This is a genomic window from Rhizobium sp. BK275 (assembly GCF_014193555.1).
In the GTDB taxonomy this organism is placed as follows: domain Bacteria; phylum Pseudomonadota; class Alphaproteobacteria; order Rhizobiales; family Rhizobiaceae; genus Rhizobium.
The window spans coordinates 23,776-39,332 of sequence record NZ_JACHZL010000014.1; the positions used below are offsets into that span (position 1 = coordinate 23,776).

Here is a 15,557-nt window from a genome sequence, read left to right on the forward strand (position 1 = left end):
CAATCGAAGGAGAGTGTTTCATGACCAAGACCGACAATGTTTCAATTCGGCGTAGTGTTTCCGCTCGAGCGATCGCCATGGCGTTTGGCTCTCTGTTGCTCGTTCCGGTGATATATGCCCTGCCGGTCCATGCCGCCGATCTTGCGTCGAGTGTTGCCACGACGACGGGAAGCGCAGACGATAGCGTCCGCCCGTTTCAGGTCCACGTTCCGCAGTCGCAACTCGACGACCTGCGCAGGCGTATCGCCGACACCCGATGGCCGGACAAGGAGACGGTCGGCGACGACTCCCAGGGTATCCAATTGTCACGCGTTCAGGATCTGGTTCGCTACTGGGGTACAGAGTACGACTGGCGCAAGACCGAGGCCCAACTCAATGCATTGCCGGAATTCGTCACCACGATCGACGGTGTCGACGTCCAGTTCATCCATGTTCGTTCGCGCCATCCCAACGCTCTCCCGATCATTCTGACACATGGCTGGCCGGGATCGATATTCGAGTTCATCAAGACCATAGGTCCGCTCACGGACCCGACTGCATATGGCGGCCGGCCGGAAGATGCGTTCGACGTCGTCATCCCCTCGATACCGGGCTACGGATTTTCCGGAAAGCCGACCGATCAGGGCTGGGGGCCGGACCGGGTTGCGCGTGCCTGGGATGTCCTGATGAAAAGGCTCGGCTACGACCACTATGTTTCTCAGGGTGGCGATCATGGTTCGGTGATCTCCGACGCGTTGGCGCGTCAGGCGCCGAAGGGTCTGCTGGCGATCCATCTCAATATGCCCGCGACGGTGCCGGGCGACCTCATGAAGGCTATCAACAGCGGGGATCCGGCCCCTGCGGGCCTGTCGTCGCCGGAGCGGGAAGCGTATAATTCCCTGAGCACCTTCTTCGGGCGAAACGCTGCCTATGGCGCGATAATGGTGACCCGGCCGCAGACGATCGGCTATTCGCTTTCCGACTCGCCGGCTGGCCTGGCGTCCTGGATTTACGAGAAGTTTGCCCAGTGGAGCGACAGCGGCGGTGTTCCTGAACGCGTATTCTCCAAGGACGCAATGCTTGATGACATCACGCTCTATTGGCTGACGAACTCCGGTGCATCGTCTTCGCGGTTCTACTGGGAAAACAACAACAACAACTTCAGCGCCGAAACGCAGAAGACGAAGGACATCAAAGTCCCGGTCGGCATCACGGTCTTCCCGAAGGAGATCTACCAGGCGCCGGAAAGCTGGGCCAAGCAGGCCTATCCCTCGCTGACCTACTACCATCAGGTCGAGAAAGGCGGGCATTTTGCGGCCTGGGAGCAGCCGCAACTCTTCGCCGAGGAAGTGAGAGCAGCTTTCAAGTCCGTACGCTGACGATGTCGAAAGGGTGGCCCTCACGAGGGCCACCCCAACCGAACAGACTACGTCGAAATTTCATGCCCTCGTCGCTCCAGATGCCATCATTAGGAAGCGTCGCCAAAAATCGCGAGGCAGCTTAGCACACGTGTGCATTTTGTTTCCTCCTGTCATTCCGGTGTTACGCGCCGGGGCTAGCAAGTCTCAGAACTCATCTGGGGCACGGCCTCGACAGTGAAGGGAGACAGGGTATGAATAGACGCGAATTTCTGATCACATCGTCGGCGGCTGCGAGCCTTCTCGCCCTTCCGCGTTTTGCCTCGGCCGCCGCAGGCACGATCGACCTCTACAGCGGGTCGGATTCCAATATCATCGACCTCTGGAACAACATCATCCGTCCAGCCTTCGAAAAGGCGCATCCGGAAGTCGCGCTGAAGGTTACCGATGCCGGCGATAACAACGGCCTTCGCGCCATCGGCGACCGCGCTCTCGCTGCGCTGAAGACCAAGACCGATCCGCAGGCCGACCTCTTCGAATCCTTCGATCCGCGTCTTCCGGCCGGCGGCACCGATGCCGGTCTCTGGGTAAAATTCTCCGCCGAGAACGTGGCTGGTTTCGACCGCGTCAACCCGCTCGCGATCGACACGCCCTACGCGCTGCCCTACCGTGGCTCGCAGGTTCTGCTGGCCTATGACAAGGCCAAGCTCGACCCGAAGGACGCGCCGAAGACCTGGGAACAGCTGACGGCCTGGATCAAGGCCAATCCCGGCCAGTTCATCTACAACCGTCCGGACAAGGGCGGTTCGGGTCTCAATTTTGTTCGCCGTGCGATCCACGAAGCCAATGGCCGTGATCCGAAGAAGTTCAAGATCGACAACTTCACCGCCGAGTTTGCCGAACAGTCGCTGACGCCCACCTGGAAGATCCTCAACGATCTCGCGCCGTCACTCTATCAGAAGGGCGCCTATACCGCAGGCAATACGCAGTCGATCCAGCTGCTCGCCCAGGGCGTCGTGACCATGGCTCCGGTCTGGTCCGACCAGGTCCTGCAGGCGATCTCGCAGGGCGTTCTGCCCGAGACGACCGGCCTCGTGCAGCTCTCCGACCTCGCGCTCTGCGGCGGCTTTTCGGCCATGACGATCTTCACCAACGGCGCCAACAAGGATGCCGCCCTCAAGCTCGCCGCCTTCATGCTGACAAGCGAGATGCAGGAAGCCATCATCACCGAGATCGGCGGCTTCCCGGGCGTTTCCTGGGATCACATTTCCGAAGACCTGCGCAAGAAATACGCCGACGTCATCCCGGCAACCATCCCGACCTTTCCGGGCGGCGACTGGGAAAAGGCGATCAACGACGGCTGGTATCGGACTGTCGCTCCCGGTATCAGCCGCACCTGATGGCGCTGGATGCCGCGCAGCCTGCGGTCGCGCACCGCGCTCAGCCTCTCGGCAGGGGGAGCCTTTACGGACTCCTCCTCGTCGGTATGCCGGTCTTTCTGGTCGGCTGGCTGATCATCTTTCCGATCTTCTCGGCGGTCGCGACCACCGTCTTCGTCCGCCAGCCGGACGGGACGACAGAGTTTTCGCTCTCCTCCTACCATTTCTTCTTCAGCGACGCCTACAGCCTGAACAATCTCTGGCTGACGCTCTGGACGACCTTTGTCTGCGGCCTGCTCCTGCTTGCGATCGGCCTTCCGATTGCGCTTTATCTCCGCTTTTCAGGCAGTCGCCTTGCCGGCTATGTGCAGGGTCTCGCGATCTTTCCGATGTTCGTTCCTTCGATCATTCTCTCCTATGCGCTGATCCGCACGATCGGACCGAACGGCACGGTCGACATCCTGCTCAATGCCATGGGCCTTCCGAAGCTGCCGAGCCCCTATCTGACGCCCTGGGGGCCGGTTATCGGCCTTGTCTGGGACAATCTGCCTTTGACCGTCCTGATGCTGAAGGCCGGCCTTTCTTCCGTTTCCAACAGCTCCATCGAGGCCGCCCGCGATGTCGGCGCAGCGCCTTTGAGGGTCTTCGTCTCGATCATCCTTCCGCGCATGGGCAATTCGCTGCTGGTGACGGCATCCTTCGCCGTGCTCGGCATATTCTCGGCCTTTACCTTGCCCTATGTGCTCGGCCCCGCCTCGCCGGAGATGATGGGACCCTTCATGCAGCGCACCTTCGCCGATATGAACGACCCGTTGAATGCGCTGACGCAGGCCGTTATCACCTTCTGCTTCTGCCTCCTCTTCGGCGTCTTCTATGTCTGGTCGATCGCCCGCAACCGCGAGGGCCGATGATGCGCCAGTCGACCGCCTTGAAATTCGATTGGATTGGCCTTGCCTTCTCGCTGCTGCTGACGCTCTTCATCGCGGCGCCGCTGCTGGTCGTTGCCACCTGGGCCTTCACAGAGGTCTGGCGCTACCCTTCCGTCATTCCCCAGCAATTCGGCCTGCGTTTCTGGTCGCAGACGCTGGCCCGCAAGGATGTCTGGGATGCGCTTTTCCTCAGCCTGCGGCTGACGGCGACGGTAACGGTGTTGTCGGCGATCATCTGCCTGCCTGCGGCCTACGCTTTTGCGCGCATGCGTTTTCCCGGGCGCAACGTCCTGTTTCTCTCGTTTCTTGCCTCCCATGCCTTTCCAAAATTCGGTCTGCTGGTGGCGATTGCCGGCATCTTCCTGCAGCTGGGGCTGATCAGCACTTTCTGGGGCGTGGTGCTGATCCAACTCGTCGGCACGCTGATGCTGATGATCTGGATCCCGGTCGCCGCCTTCCAGAATGTCGACCGGCGCATGGAAGAGGCCGCGCGCGACGCCGGCGCGACACCGCTTCGCGTCTTCTGGTCGATCACGCTGCCGCAGGCTGCGCCGACGATATCCGCGGCCCTGCTCTTGACCTTCGTCGGTACCTTCTATGAGACCGAGGGTGCCTGGCTGATCGGCGCGCCCGAGATCCGCACCATGCCGGTGCTGATGATCAGCTTCATCAACAACCAGATCGTCGTGCAATATGGCGCGGTCCTCTCCGTCATGCTGTGGGTGCCGTCCTTTGCGGCATTGATGTTTGCGCGGCGCGTTGTCGGGACCGGCGCCTTTGCACGGGGCTTCGGCGCCTGAGCGCGGCCAGAAAGGATAGGAAAATGGCACATCTGGCAATCGAAGGCGTTTCGAAGAGCTTTGGCCACACCTTTGCCATCAGCGATTTCTCGCTCGAGGTGGGCGATGGCGAACTCGTCTGCCTGCTCGGCCCCTCGGGTTCCGGCAAATCGACGTTGCTGCGGATGATCGGCGGCTTCGAACGGCCGACGGGCGGCAGCATCCGCATCGATGCCAAAGATGTGACCACACTGCCGCCGGAGCGGCGCCCGACCGGCATGGTATTCCAGAGCCATGCTCTTTGGACCCATATGGATGTCTTCAACAATATCGCCTTCGGTCTGAAGCTGCGGCGCCTGCCGACGGCAGAGATCCGTGAGCGTGTCGAGGATGCGCTCGTTCTTGTTGGCCTTGCGGACTATGGACGGCGCGCGGTGACACAGCTGTCGGGCGGCCAGCAGCAGCGCGTAGCGCTTGCCCGCTCGCTCGTCCTCGAACCGAAGATCCTGCTGCTCGACGAACCCTTTGCCAGTCTCGACCAACATCTGCGCGAGCGGCTGCGCGAGGAAGTGCGCGATATCCAGCAGCGGCTCGGCATCACCACGCTATTCGTTACCCACGGCCAGGACGAAGCCCTCGCACTTGCCGACCGCATCGTCGTCATGCGCGACGGCCGCACCGAGCAGGTGGCTCCGCCGAGTGTCATCTATCGCGTCCCGCAGACGGCTTTCGTTGCAGGCTTTATCGGCTCGATGAATTTCGTCGAGACCGAGATCCGCAACGGCGTCTGCACGCATCCGCTTTTCAGCTTCCCCATCCGCGTTGCAGACGGGAAGGTGACACTGGCGATGCGTCCGGAAGCATTGACGGTTCATTCCTCCAACCGCCCGGCAGAGGCGACGGTCCACCGCGTCACCGATTTCGGCACGCACAAGATCGTCGATATCGACCTTGCTGGTAGTGTCAGGCTAAAGGCGATGGTTGCGCCGAGCGACATGATCAGGGCCGGCATGCTCGTCACTCCGAGCTGCTCCGGCTTTTTCGCCTTTCGCGACAATGCCCTAATCCACCAGTCAGCATCTGCCGAAGCGGCTTCAACCGTGCAGCCGCTCTTCACGGCCTGACATACCTCAGGCTTTCGGCTGAAAGCCTTCCTGGAGCCAGGGATAAAGTACTTTGCTTGCCGCGAGGATATCGCCTTTGCCCCTCACATCAGCGCCGGAAAAGCGCGTGACGATGCCGCCTGCTTCCTCGACCATCAGCGCCGAGGCGCCGAAGTCATGTACCGCGAGACCATCCTCGAAGAAGCCGTCCAGCCGGCCGCAGGCGACATAGGCGATCGAAAGTGCTGCCGAACCGAGACGACGTACGCCGGCAGTATTGGCCATCAGCCGCTTGACGGCATCGAAATAGAGCGCTTCCGAAACCGCCTTCACCTGGCCGGGGATCGGCAGGCCGGCGCCGACCAGTACGTTCTGGGTATCGGCGACCTCGGCGCAATGGATCCGCTCGCCGTTCAGCCAGGCGCCGCCACCGGCTTCGGCGCTGAAGAGTTCGTCCTGCATGGCGTCATAGACGACGCCGGCGACGACGCGGCCGGCCTCGGCGATCGAGATCGTCATGCCGAAATGCGGGATGCCCCAGGCGAAATTGGTCGTTCCATCGATCGGGTCGATATAGATGACCGGCGCGTCCGCGCCACCCTGGCGGTTGCCGACCTCTTCCTCGCCCTTAATCGCATAGGTCGGGAATGCGCTCGTCATCTCCTCGACGATGATCCGCTCGACCGCGACGTCGATTTCCGTCTGGTAGTCGCGCGGAGCCTTGTGGACCATCTCGGTCGCCGTGCGTCGTCTGAGTGCCTTGCGTGCCGTTTCGCCTGCCTTGAGGGCGGTTTCGGCGAGCACGAGAAGGCGGGGCGAGGCTGCCGGCGACAGGCGCGCGTCGGTCGAAGACAATTTCATGAAGACAATCCGTGTGATGACTGGAGATGAGGGGCAGGTCTGCCATTCCCATTACAAATGTGCATGATGTTTTTATGAAGCGGGCGCAGTGGCATGCGCCGCGGCTAAGCTGGTCGTCTCCCTAAATCGGCTGGGTCACAGCCGCCGATGGAGCTCTTCCCACAGGCGGTTATCGTGGCGCCCAACGGTTTGAGAGACAGCGTCCGACGTCAGCGAGACAGGAAATTCGAGACCGTCAGGTCGACGAGCTCGTCTCCACGGCCGTTCATCACCGCACGAATGGCCCAAAGACCGAAACCCTTCACCTGTGCTGCTTCGATCCTGGGCGGCATCGATAGTTCCTGCGTATTCGTGACGACGTCGAGCAGTGCCGGGCCGGGATGCGTCAGAATTTCCCGGATGGCACCGTCGAGTTCGGCGGGATCTTCCACGCGAATGCCATGCACTCCGGCTGCCCGAGCAACCGCCGCAAAATCCGGATTCTTGAGTTCGGTTCCAGTCTCAAGGAAGCCTGAAGCCTTCATTTCCATCGCCACGAATCCGAGAACGGAATTGTTGAAGACGACAACCTTCACCGGCAGGTTCTGCTGAACGAGCGTCAGGAAGTCGCCCATCAGCATGGCAAAGCCGCCATCGCCGGACATGCTGATGATCTGGCGCCCTTTGTATGTCGCCTGTGCCCCTATCGCCTGAGGAAGCGCATTGGCCATCGATCCGTGGACCAGGGATCCGATCAGGCGACGCTTTCCGTTCATTTTCAGGTAGCGTGCCGCCCAGATCGTGGGGGTCCCGACGTCGAAGGTGAAAACGGCGTCGTCGGACGCATGCTCGCTCAGAAGGCGTGCCACATATTGCGGATGAATCTTGCCGCCCTCTCGGCCGGTGGCGAGATCGTCGAGACCCTCACGCGCCTTCCTGTAGGCGGCAAGGCACGCATCCAGGTGATCCCTGTCGGCTCGCTCCGTCAGCTTCGGCAGCGCTGCTGCCAGTGTCGATTTGACGTCGCCGACGATTGCGAGGTCGAGCGAAGCCCGGCGGCCGAGATTTTCCGGCCGAATATCCACCTGCACGATCTTGGCGTCGGTTGGGTAGAACTGCCGGTATGGGAAATCAGTGCCGAGCATGAGAAGCGTGTCGCATTCCAGCATGGCCTTGTAACCCGAAGAGAAGCCGATCAGACCGGTCATGCCGACGTCGAACGGATTGTCCCACTCGACATGTTCCTTGCCGCCAAGCGCGTGGACAACAGGCGCCTTCAGCCGATCCGCGAAGGCGATCAATTCGTCATGCGCCCCTTCGCAGCCGCGTCCGCAGAGAAGGGTGACTTTCGAACTCTCGTTGAGCAGCGCTGATAGTCGATCGATCTGATCGTTCGCCGGCACGATGTTCGGCTGGGACAGCGTGAGTGCAGCAGGTGTTGAAATCTTGGCTGCAAAATCGGTCAATGCCACGTCGCCGGAAATGACCACGACGGCAACGCCGCGCTTTCCGATAGCACTGCGAATGGCCGTTTCGATGACACCAGGCAATTGCTCGGGATGGCTGACAAGCTCACAATAGTGGCTGCATTCCCGGAAAAGCTGGTCAGGGTGCGTTTCCTGAAAATAGCCTCGGCCGATTTCGGCCGAAGGTATCTGCGCGGCAATGGCGAGGACCGGGACCCGCGAGCGATGGCAGTCGAACAGGCCGTTGATAAGGTGGAGGTTGCCCGGGCCGCAGCTTCCGGCGCACACGGCAAGTTCGCCGCTGAGATGGGCTTCGGCTCCTGCCGCGAAGGCGGCTGTCTCTTCATGGCGGGTATGGACCCACTCTATGTCGCCTCTCTTTCGCAACGCTTCCGTGAGCCCGTTCAGGCTGTCGCCGACCACCCCATATATCCGCTTGACCCCGGCCGAATGCAGCACCTCTGTCAGGACATCAGCTACCTTGGATTTCATCGAATGGCTCCCGGGCTTTGGGTTTCAGGTGGATGGTAAAGGAAGCTAGGCCTCGCTCTGCGCTTCTCAACCCGGAGAATTATCAGAGTGACGGAGACACCCAACTGGACATTGGTATAGGCGCTGGCCGTGAAAAGCCCGCTTGCCTGAATCCCAGGCGGCGGCCTGCCAGCCGAGCGCATAAGCCCGCTCGGCTCTCTCCCTTGGCGTCCTTCTACCGCGACTTACGCCTCGATCCGTTCCCGCCCCTTTATCGCTTCCGCGATAAGTTTCATGAAGCGCGGATCCCGGCGCAGGTTGTCCAGGTCTGAATCATGGGTGAACCATTTGATGTGGTAGACCGAGCTGCGGGGCAGCAAGCCCTCCAGGATATTGATCGCACGTTCCACATGGCCGAGCACGGAGTGGACGCAGGCGAGATTATATTGGGCGACGATATCATCGGGGTCGATGGCGCTCGCCCGTGCGGCCCAGTCGCAGGCCCGCGCTGCTTCGCCGAGATGGGCAAGGGCAAGCGCGCCGCGATGGGCGGGACCGGAATTTTCCGGGTTCTGATTGAGCGCCCGCTCGGCTCTTTCAATGCCTTTTCGCGCCCAGCTTTCCCGGTCCGCCATCCGTCCGAGAGAATGGTATGAGGACATCAGATGGATCGGCGAAACATAGTCGTCGGGGCGGATTTCGGCGGCACGGGTAAAGTAGTGCACCGCCTCGGCGAAATTCCCGCGCATGAAGAAGATGCGGGCATAGTGGAAATTTGCTTCATAGAGGTTGGGATCGAGCGAAAGCGCGCGTTCGAAGCACGCTGTTGCCTCGTCGTCATCGCCGTTCTGATGCAGCGCCAGGCCGCGGGAGGCATGGGCCTCGGCAAGGTCGGGATCGAGTTCCAGGGCCTTGGCGCTCATCGCGAGGATGCGCTCCAGGGGCACGTCGTCGGGCGCCCAGTCGCGTATCGCCGCATCGCAATCGGCAATGCCTGCATAGGCGCGGCCATAGTCCGGATCGAGTTCGACGGCCTTGTAGAACATGCGCCGGGCAAGCTGCAGATAGGATTTTGTCCAGGTATGGGAGAGCTGCCGGCCTCTCAGGTAATAAGTATAGGCTTCGACATTGGCCGTCGGCTCGGCGGCGATCGCCTTGCGCTCCTCCGGCAGCAGTCGCACTTTCAATTGGCCGACGATCGCGTGGGTGATCTCATCCTGGATGGCGAAGATATCGGTGAGGTCTCGGTCATAGCGTTCGGCCCAGAGGTGATCGCCGTTCATCGTATCGATCAGCTGGCCGGAAATGCGTACCCGCGTCCCGACGATGCGCACGCTGCCTTCCAGCATATAACGCACGCCGAGTTCCTGGGCGACCTGCTTCACCTTCACAGATGTGCCCTTATAGGTGAAGACGGTGTTGCGCGGCACCACATGCAGGCTGGAGATCTTGGAGAGATCGGTGATGATATCCTCGGTGATGCCGTCGGAGAAATAATCCTGATCGGCATCGCCGCTCATGTTGGTGAAGGGCAGGACGGCGATGAAGCAGGTGTTTCGGTTCTGCGCGACGAGGCGCGCGGAACTCGGCTTCTCGAAGGAAACCGTATAAACCTGCACCGGTTGGCGGATATTTTTGAACACGTGTTCACCTAAAAACTCGAAGCCGAGATTGAGGCGTGAACCGACCTGATCCCGTACGATTGCCGAGACAGCGATACCGCCGGCCGGAGCAACGCCTTCCAGGCGCGCGGCAACGTTGACGCCGTCTCCGAAGATATCGTCATTTTCAACCACGACATCGCCGAGATTGATGCCGATGCGGAACTCGACGCGCTCTTCCTTTGCGACGTTTTCATTGCGCAGGGCCATGCTGCGCTGGATTTCTGCGGCGCAGGCAACGGCGTTCACGACGCTCTGAAATTCCACAAGGATGCCATCGCCGGTGAGTTTCACGATACGGCCCTTGTAATCGGATATGCGGATGTCGACCAGTTCGCAGCGATGCCGGTTCAAAGCCTGCAGCGTGCCTGTCTCGTCCATACCCATGAGCCGGCTGTAACCGACTACATCGGCAGCGAGGATGGCACTCAATCGCCGCTCCATGATCCTCTCCATGGATTGTCTCATGTCAGTGTCTCGCTTTTTCCAGATTTTGACCGTGCTAGGGCTCCCTCCCTTGCAGCCGATATCTTTCGATTCGGCATGCTGTCACGGCGGCGCAGAGCCTATATCGTTACGGCGCAGCATCAATACTCCGAACGGGCGAAGATTGCGCCAGAAGCTAGCTATTTCGGATTGGAAAAAACCCTGACGCGGCAAGACGCACAATTTTGAGGCGGTGCATTAATTTTGGAATGTGTATCGGACAAGCGTAGCAGCCGTCCCTGATCCGAAGTGGATCCCACGATTGTACCGCTTGTTGACTCGTGAAAAGCAAGTCGCGTCTCTGCGGAAAGACCCGTTTGCCTAAAAGGATGCCGCTCGTAGATCGAAATAGTTAAGATATACCCTCTTATTTTTCGACTATAATTCAAGGCCGCATATCAACGATCCTCATAGATTTGATCCTGGCAACTTCTCGAGAGGGCACGCCATGTATCGCAACGCTCGCCGGTGGGCTTCGCGCTCACTTCTAGTGGATTCGTGGGTTCCCCAATGGTTGACCGTCGGCGGAAAGGTAAGGTCGCGCAAGACTGCCGATCGGCACGAGGATAATGCTCAGCTTGCGACATTCGTGCAGACTGCGGCTGGAAACAAGCATGGTGCCCTTGTCGACAGTCCCGATGACAACTCTGCGCTCAGCGGACATGAGGTTGAACATAGAGTGGAAGCGATCGGCGACGCGGACGGTCAACGCAATATCAACCACGCACCGCCGCCCTTGCCCGACGCTTTCGCAGCGGCGCGCGGAACGGGAGTTCGAAGCGGTGATTTTGCCGCGTCTGTGCTGTCCGCCCATATGCCAGGTTTTGCACCTTTCAAGCGCGGCGCGAATGGAGGCACATTCGGCCCTGCATCGTCCCTTTATCGCACTTACGCTGGAATGAGCACGATAGGCGATGATCCCTTGGCTCCGTATCTTGCGCAGAGCCCAGCACCGACAGGTTCGGGGCAAGGCTCGTCCGCCGTGGTGGGGCAGCGTGCGCACTCGGGTAAAGTCGTCATTCTCGAATCGAGCCCGTCGGCGCAGGCGATCGAACAGGCTGCCGGAGCTCGATCGCTGGCGTCTGGTATGCCCTATGGTATCTGTGGCTGCGGCTACTTTACCTCGCCTACGCGAATTCTCGATTGGGCTCATGGCGGCGCCCTGCTTCAACAGGACGGTCAATTGCCGGGGACTCGGTTGACCGAAGGACCGGACTATGTGGCAGCGATCAAGCAGGCCATCGGCGCGTCGGTCAGCGACCCGCTTCTCGACCGTGACCTGTCCCCACTGTCGGGCTGGCGCGGAACCGCAGATCGAGCAGGACAGATGATCTTGAACGGATCATTGCCCGGCGGCGGAGAGACGGGAACGGCAACCGGCACCAAGGGTATCGGCATCCTTTCCGGCTCGGTCACCACAGCGCCGATCACGCAGCGGTCGTTAACGACGCAAAATCTCGAGGCTGCAGCGGCCGCGGCGCCCGTCAACCCGATCGTGGCGGAAAACCAGAAGCAGGGCAACCCAGAGAGCGAGTGGGGCATTGACGGTGCCGGCAGCTCCAACATCGAAGGCTTTGCGACCGACATCAGCGTCGACAACGGCAAGACGATCAACTTCAAGATCAATACCAACTCCACCAACTACCGGATCGATATCTATCGCCTCGGCTATTATGGCGGCATGGGTGCGCGTAAGGTGGACACCCTGCAGCATACCGGATTGCAGACCCAGCCCAGTCCGTTGCGCAACGCTACGACCGGAACGGTGGATGCCGGCAACTGGGCAGTCTCGGCGTCGTGGACCGTACCGGAGGACGCCGTCTCAGGCGTCTATATCGCCAAGCTCGTGCGTCAGGATGGCACCGCCGGCCAAAATCACATCCCGTTCATCGTGCGCGACGACGACAGCCAGAGCGACATCGTCTTCCAGACCGCAGATCAGACCTGGCAAGCTTACAACGGCTGGGGCGGCGCAAACTTCTATGGCGGCAACGGTCCGGCGACGGGGCAGGGTGCTGGTCGCGCCTATGCGGTCAGCTACAACAGGCCGATTGCGACCCGCGGCGGGGTCGGCACGTTTGCCGGTCCGCAGGATTACCTGTTCGGCGCCGAATATGCGGGCATCTACTGGCTGGAACAGAACGGCTATGACGTCTCCTACCTGTCGGGCGTCGACGTCGACCGCTACGGCAGCCTCCTGCTCAATCACAAGACCTATATCGATGCCGGGCATGACGAATATTGGTCGGGACAGCAGCGAACGAATGTCGAAGCCGCGCGCGATGCGGGCGTCAACCTCATGTTCTGGAGCGGCAACGAGGTCTATTGGCGCACGCGCTGGGGCAATGCCTACAGCGCCGACGGCACGCCTTATCGCACTCTGATCTCCTATAAGGAGACGTGGTCGCCCACAGCCAGCATCGACCCTTCCAACGAATGGACTGGCACCTTCCGTGATCCGCGCCTCAGTCCGCCCGCCATTGGCGGCGGCAATCCGGAGAACTCACTGACCGGGCAGTTGTTCAAGGTCGACGATGTCGGCAACAATCTCCAGGCGATCACTATTCAGTATGACGACGCCAATCTGCGTTTCTGGCGCAATACCAGCGTCGCGAATCTTCAGCCCGGCCAGACGGCGACGCTCACCAAGAACTATCTCGGTTATGAATGGGACGAAGCGCCCGACAACGGCTTCGATCCGGCCGGCCTCGTGAAGCTGTCGTCGACGACGCTTCCGGTCAGCACTTACCTGCTCGATTACGGCAACACGACCGGCAATGCGACCGCGACCCACAATCTGACGCTCTATCGCGCCCCCAGCGGTGCATTGGTGTTCGGCGCCGGGACGGTCTACTGGACATGGGGGCTGAGCAACAATCACGATCTCACAGCGACTCCGACGGACCCGCGCGTGCAGCAGGCAATGGTCAACTTGCTTGCCGATATGGGCATTCAGCCCGGCACGTTGCAATCCGGGCTCACCGCCGCGACCGCCTCGTCGGACCAGGTTGCTCCGACCTCCGTCATCACTGTGCCTGGAACAGTGGCCGTCGGATCCACCGTGACGATTACGGGCTCCGCTGCCGACACGGGCGGTGGGGTGATCGCAAGCGTCGAGGTTTCGACCGACAACGGTGCGAGCTGGCATCCAGCGATAGGCGATGAGAACTGGACCTATAGCTGGTCGCCGCAGACCGCCGGTACCTACAAGATCCTGTCGCGTGCCGTGGACGACAGCATCAACCTCGAAACACCTTCGGCTGGCCGCACGGTCACCGTCAGTGGGCCAAGCTACACGTCTCTCTTCGGTGCGGCGACTCCGGCCGTTGTCAATACGAACGATACGTCAGCCGTCGAGCTCGGTGTCAAGTTCCAGACCTCTGTCGCAGGAACCGTCGCCGGCATTCGTTTTTATAAGGGCAGCCAGGATACGGGTACGCATACAGGGACGCTCTGGTCGAGCACGGGTACGCAGCTCGCCACTCTCACCTTCACGAACGAAACCGCCAGCGGCTGGCAGATCGCATATTTCTCCAGTCCAGTGACGTTGACGCCCGGGCAGACCTACACGGCGTCTTACCACACCAATACCGGTCATTATTCGACGACTGCCAACTACTTTGTCTCCAATGTGACAAGTGGCCCGTTGACGGCGCCCGCGAGCGGTAACGGCGTGTACAGATATGGCAGCAGCAGCCTGTTCCCCTCAGCCACTTTCGAGCAGACGAATTATTGGGTCGATGTGATGTTCAATCCGTCGGCCTCCAACACCACACCGACGGCGGTTGCCGATACGGGAGACGCGACCGAGAAGGGCGGCGTGGCAAACGGCTCCGGCGGCGTGGTCGCCAGCGGCAATGTGCTGACCAACGACACCGATCCGGATGCCGGTGACACCAAGACGGTCACGGCGGTCAGGTTCGGCGCGACATCAGGCACGCTCGGCTCAGCCCTCAACGGCACCTATGGCAGTCTCGTGCTCAGTGCATCGGGCGCCTATAGCTATGCGATCAACGAGACCAATGCCGCCGTCCAGGCGCTGCGCCAGTCGACCAACACGCTGAGCGATGTCTTCAGCTATACGATGCGGGATACGGCGGGGGCCACCGCCACGGCAAATCTGACGGTCACCATCCATGGCGCCAATGATGCACCGGTTCTTGCCGTCCAGACGGCCAGCCAGAACGCCACCGTCGGCTCGGCCTTCTCCTTCACGCTGCCGACGACCACCTTCACCGATGTCGACAGTGGCGAGACGCTGACCTACTCGGCAACGGCCGCCGATGGCACGGCACTTCCGGCCTGGCTGAGCTTCAACGCTTCGACGCGCACCTTCTCCGGCACCCCGACGACAGCGGGCTCCTATGGCGTCAAGGTCACGGCAACCGATCTCGGCGGTCTTGCCGCCAACGAGACCTTCAGCATTGCGGTGTCGAGCACCCCCGGCAACACGACGCCGACGGCGGTTGCCGATACGGGAGACGCGACCGAGAAGGGCGGCGTGGCAAACGGCTCCGGCGGCGTGGTCGCCAGCGGCAATGTGCTGACCAACGACACCGATCCGGATGCCGGTGACACCAAGACGGTCACGGCGGTCAGCTTCGGCGCGACATCAGGCACGCTCGGCTCAGCCCTCAACGGCACCTATGGCAGTCTCGTGCTCAGTGCATCGGGCGCCTATAGTTATGCGATCAACGAGACCAATGCCGCCGTCCAGGCGCTGCGCCAGTCGACCAACACGCTGAGCGACGTCTTCAGCTATACGATGCGGGATACGGCGGGGGCCACCGCCACGGCAAATCTGACGGTCACCATCCATGGCGCCAATGACGCACCGGTTCTTGCCGTCCAGACGGCCAGCCAGAACGCCACCGTCGGCTCGGCCTTCTCCTTCACGCTGCCGACGACCACCTTCACCGATGTCGACAGCGGCGAGACGCTGACCTACTCGGCAACGGCTGCCGATGGCACGGCACTTCCGGCCTGGCTGAGCTTCAACGCTTCGACGCGGACCTTCTCCGGCACCCCGACGACAGCCGGGACCTATGGCGTCAAGGTCACGGCAACCGACCTCGGCGGTCTGGCCGCCAACGAGACCTTCAACAT

Annotated in this window: 9 protein-coding genes; 6 read left to right on the plus strand and 3 right to left on the minus strand. The window is 61.2% G+C overall.

Annotation, left to right across the window (positions count from 1 at the left end):
• Nucleotides 1-20: 20 nt before the first annotated feature.
• The 5 genes from FHT82_RS30075 to FHT82_RS30095 all read left to right on the plus strand — a co-directional run bounded on the left by FHT82_RS30075 (nt 21) and on the right by FHT82_RS30095 (nt 5,548).
• A complete protein-coding gene (locus tag FHT82_RS30075) occupies nt 21-1,358 on the plus strand; it encodes an epoxide hydrolase family protein (protein ID WP_183736373.1) in 1,338 nt (445 codons plus the stop codon).
• A 233-nt stretch (nt 1,359-1,591) separates the two neighbouring features.
• Nucleotides 1,592-2,737 carry an extracellular solute-binding protein gene (locus tag FHT82_RS30080; protein WP_183736374.1) on the plus strand — a complete coding sequence of 382 codons (1,146 nt, stop codon included), beginning with the start codon at nt 1,592-1,594 and terminating at the stop codon, nt 2,735-2,737.
• On the plus strand, nt 2,737-3,627 hold the full coding sequence (locus tag FHT82_RS30085) for an ABC transporter permease subunit (RefSeq protein WP_183736375.1): 891 nt from the start codon (nt 2,737-2,739) through the stop codon (nt 3,625-3,627). The genes FHT82_RS30080 and FHT82_RS30085 overlap by 1 nt, the downstream gene beginning before the upstream one ends.
• On the plus strand, nt 3,624-4,445 hold the full coding sequence (locus tag FHT82_RS30090; protein ID WP_183736376.1) for an ABC transporter permease subunit: 822 nt from the start codon (nt 3,624-3,626) through the stop codon (nt 4,443-4,445). The genes FHT82_RS30085 and FHT82_RS30090 overlap by 4 nt, the downstream gene beginning before the upstream one ends.
• A gap of 23 nt (nt 4,446-4,468) precedes the next feature.
• Nucleotides 4,469-5,548 carry an ABC transporter ATP-binding protein gene (locus FHT82_RS30095; RefSeq protein ID WP_183736377.1) on the plus strand — a complete coding sequence of 360 codons (1,080 nt, stop codon included), beginning with the start codon at nt 4,469-4,471 and terminating at the stop codon, nt 5,546-5,548.
• 6 nt (nt 5,549-5,554) lie between these two features.
• Here the strand turns inward: FHT82_RS30095 and FHT82_RS30100 are convergent, their stop codons facing one another.
• The 3 genes from FHT82_RS30100 to FHT82_RS30110 form a co-directional block, all read right to left on the minus strand.
• Nucleotides 5,555-6,388, minus strand: coding sequence for an inositol monophosphatase family protein (locus FHT82_RS30100; protein WP_183736378.1), 834 nt, complete (start codon nt 6,386-6,388; stop codon nt 5,555-5,557).
• A 209-nt stretch (nt 6,389-6,597) separates the two neighbouring features.
• Nucleotides 6,598-8,325, minus strand: coding sequence for a ubiquinone-dependent pyruvate dehydrogenase (gene poxB / locus FHT82_RS30105; protein ID WP_183736379.1), 1,728 nt, complete (start codon nt 8,323-8,325; stop codon nt 6,598-6,600).
• A 224-nt stretch (nt 8,326-8,549) separates the two neighbouring features.
• Nucleotides 8,550-10,409, minus strand: coding sequence for a tetratricopeptide repeat protein (locus FHT82_RS30110; protein ID WP_183736382.1), 1,860 nt, complete (start codon nt 10,407-10,409; stop codon nt 8,550-8,552).
• Nucleotides 10,410-10,899: 490 nt separating this feature from the next.
• Here FHT82_RS30110 and FHT82_RS30115 point away from each other — a divergent pair.
• Nucleotides 10,900-15,557, plus strand: a 4,658-nt coding sequence (locus tag FHT82_RS30115; RefSeq protein WP_183736380.1) for a N,N-dimethylformamidase beta subunit family domain-containing protein, incomplete at its 3' end; no start/stop codon positions are given.

What these genes read in the sequence shown, in the direction of transcription:
- FHT82_RS30085 (WP_183736375.1), top strand. Translation starts at nt 2,737, where the DNA reads ATGGCGCTGGATGCCGCGCAGCCTGCGGTCGCGCACCGCGCTCAGCCT.
- FHT82_RS30095 (WP_183736377.1), top strand. Translation starts at nt 4,469, where the DNA reads ATGGCACATCTGGCAATCGAAGGCGTTTCGAAGAGCTTTGGCCACACC.
- FHT82_RS30080 (WP_183736374.1), top strand. Translation starts at nt 1,592, where the DNA reads ATGAATAGACGCGAATTTCTGATCACATCGTCGGCGGCTGCGAGCCTT.
- FHT82_RS30075 (WP_183736373.1), top strand. Translation starts at nt 21, where the DNA reads ATGACCAAGACCGACAATGTTTCAATTCGGCGTAGTGTTTCCGCTCGA.
- FHT82_RS30100 (WP_183736378.1), bottom strand. Translation starts at nt 6,388, where the DNA reads ATGAAATTGTCTTCGACCGACGCGCGCCTGTCGCCGGCAGCCTCGCCC.
- FHT82_RS30090 (WP_183736376.1), top strand. Translation starts at nt 3,624, where the DNA reads ATGATGCGCCAGTCGACCGCCTTGAAATTCGATTGGATTGGCCTTGCC.
- FHT82_RS30110 (WP_183736382.1), bottom strand. Translation starts at nt 10,409, where the DNA reads ATGGAGCGGCGATTGAGTGCCATCCTCGCTGCCGATGTAGTCGGTTAC.
- poxB (WP_183736379.1), bottom strand. Translation starts at nt 8,325, where the DNA reads ATGAAATCCAAGGTAGCTGATGTCCTGACAGAGGTGCTGCATTCGGCC.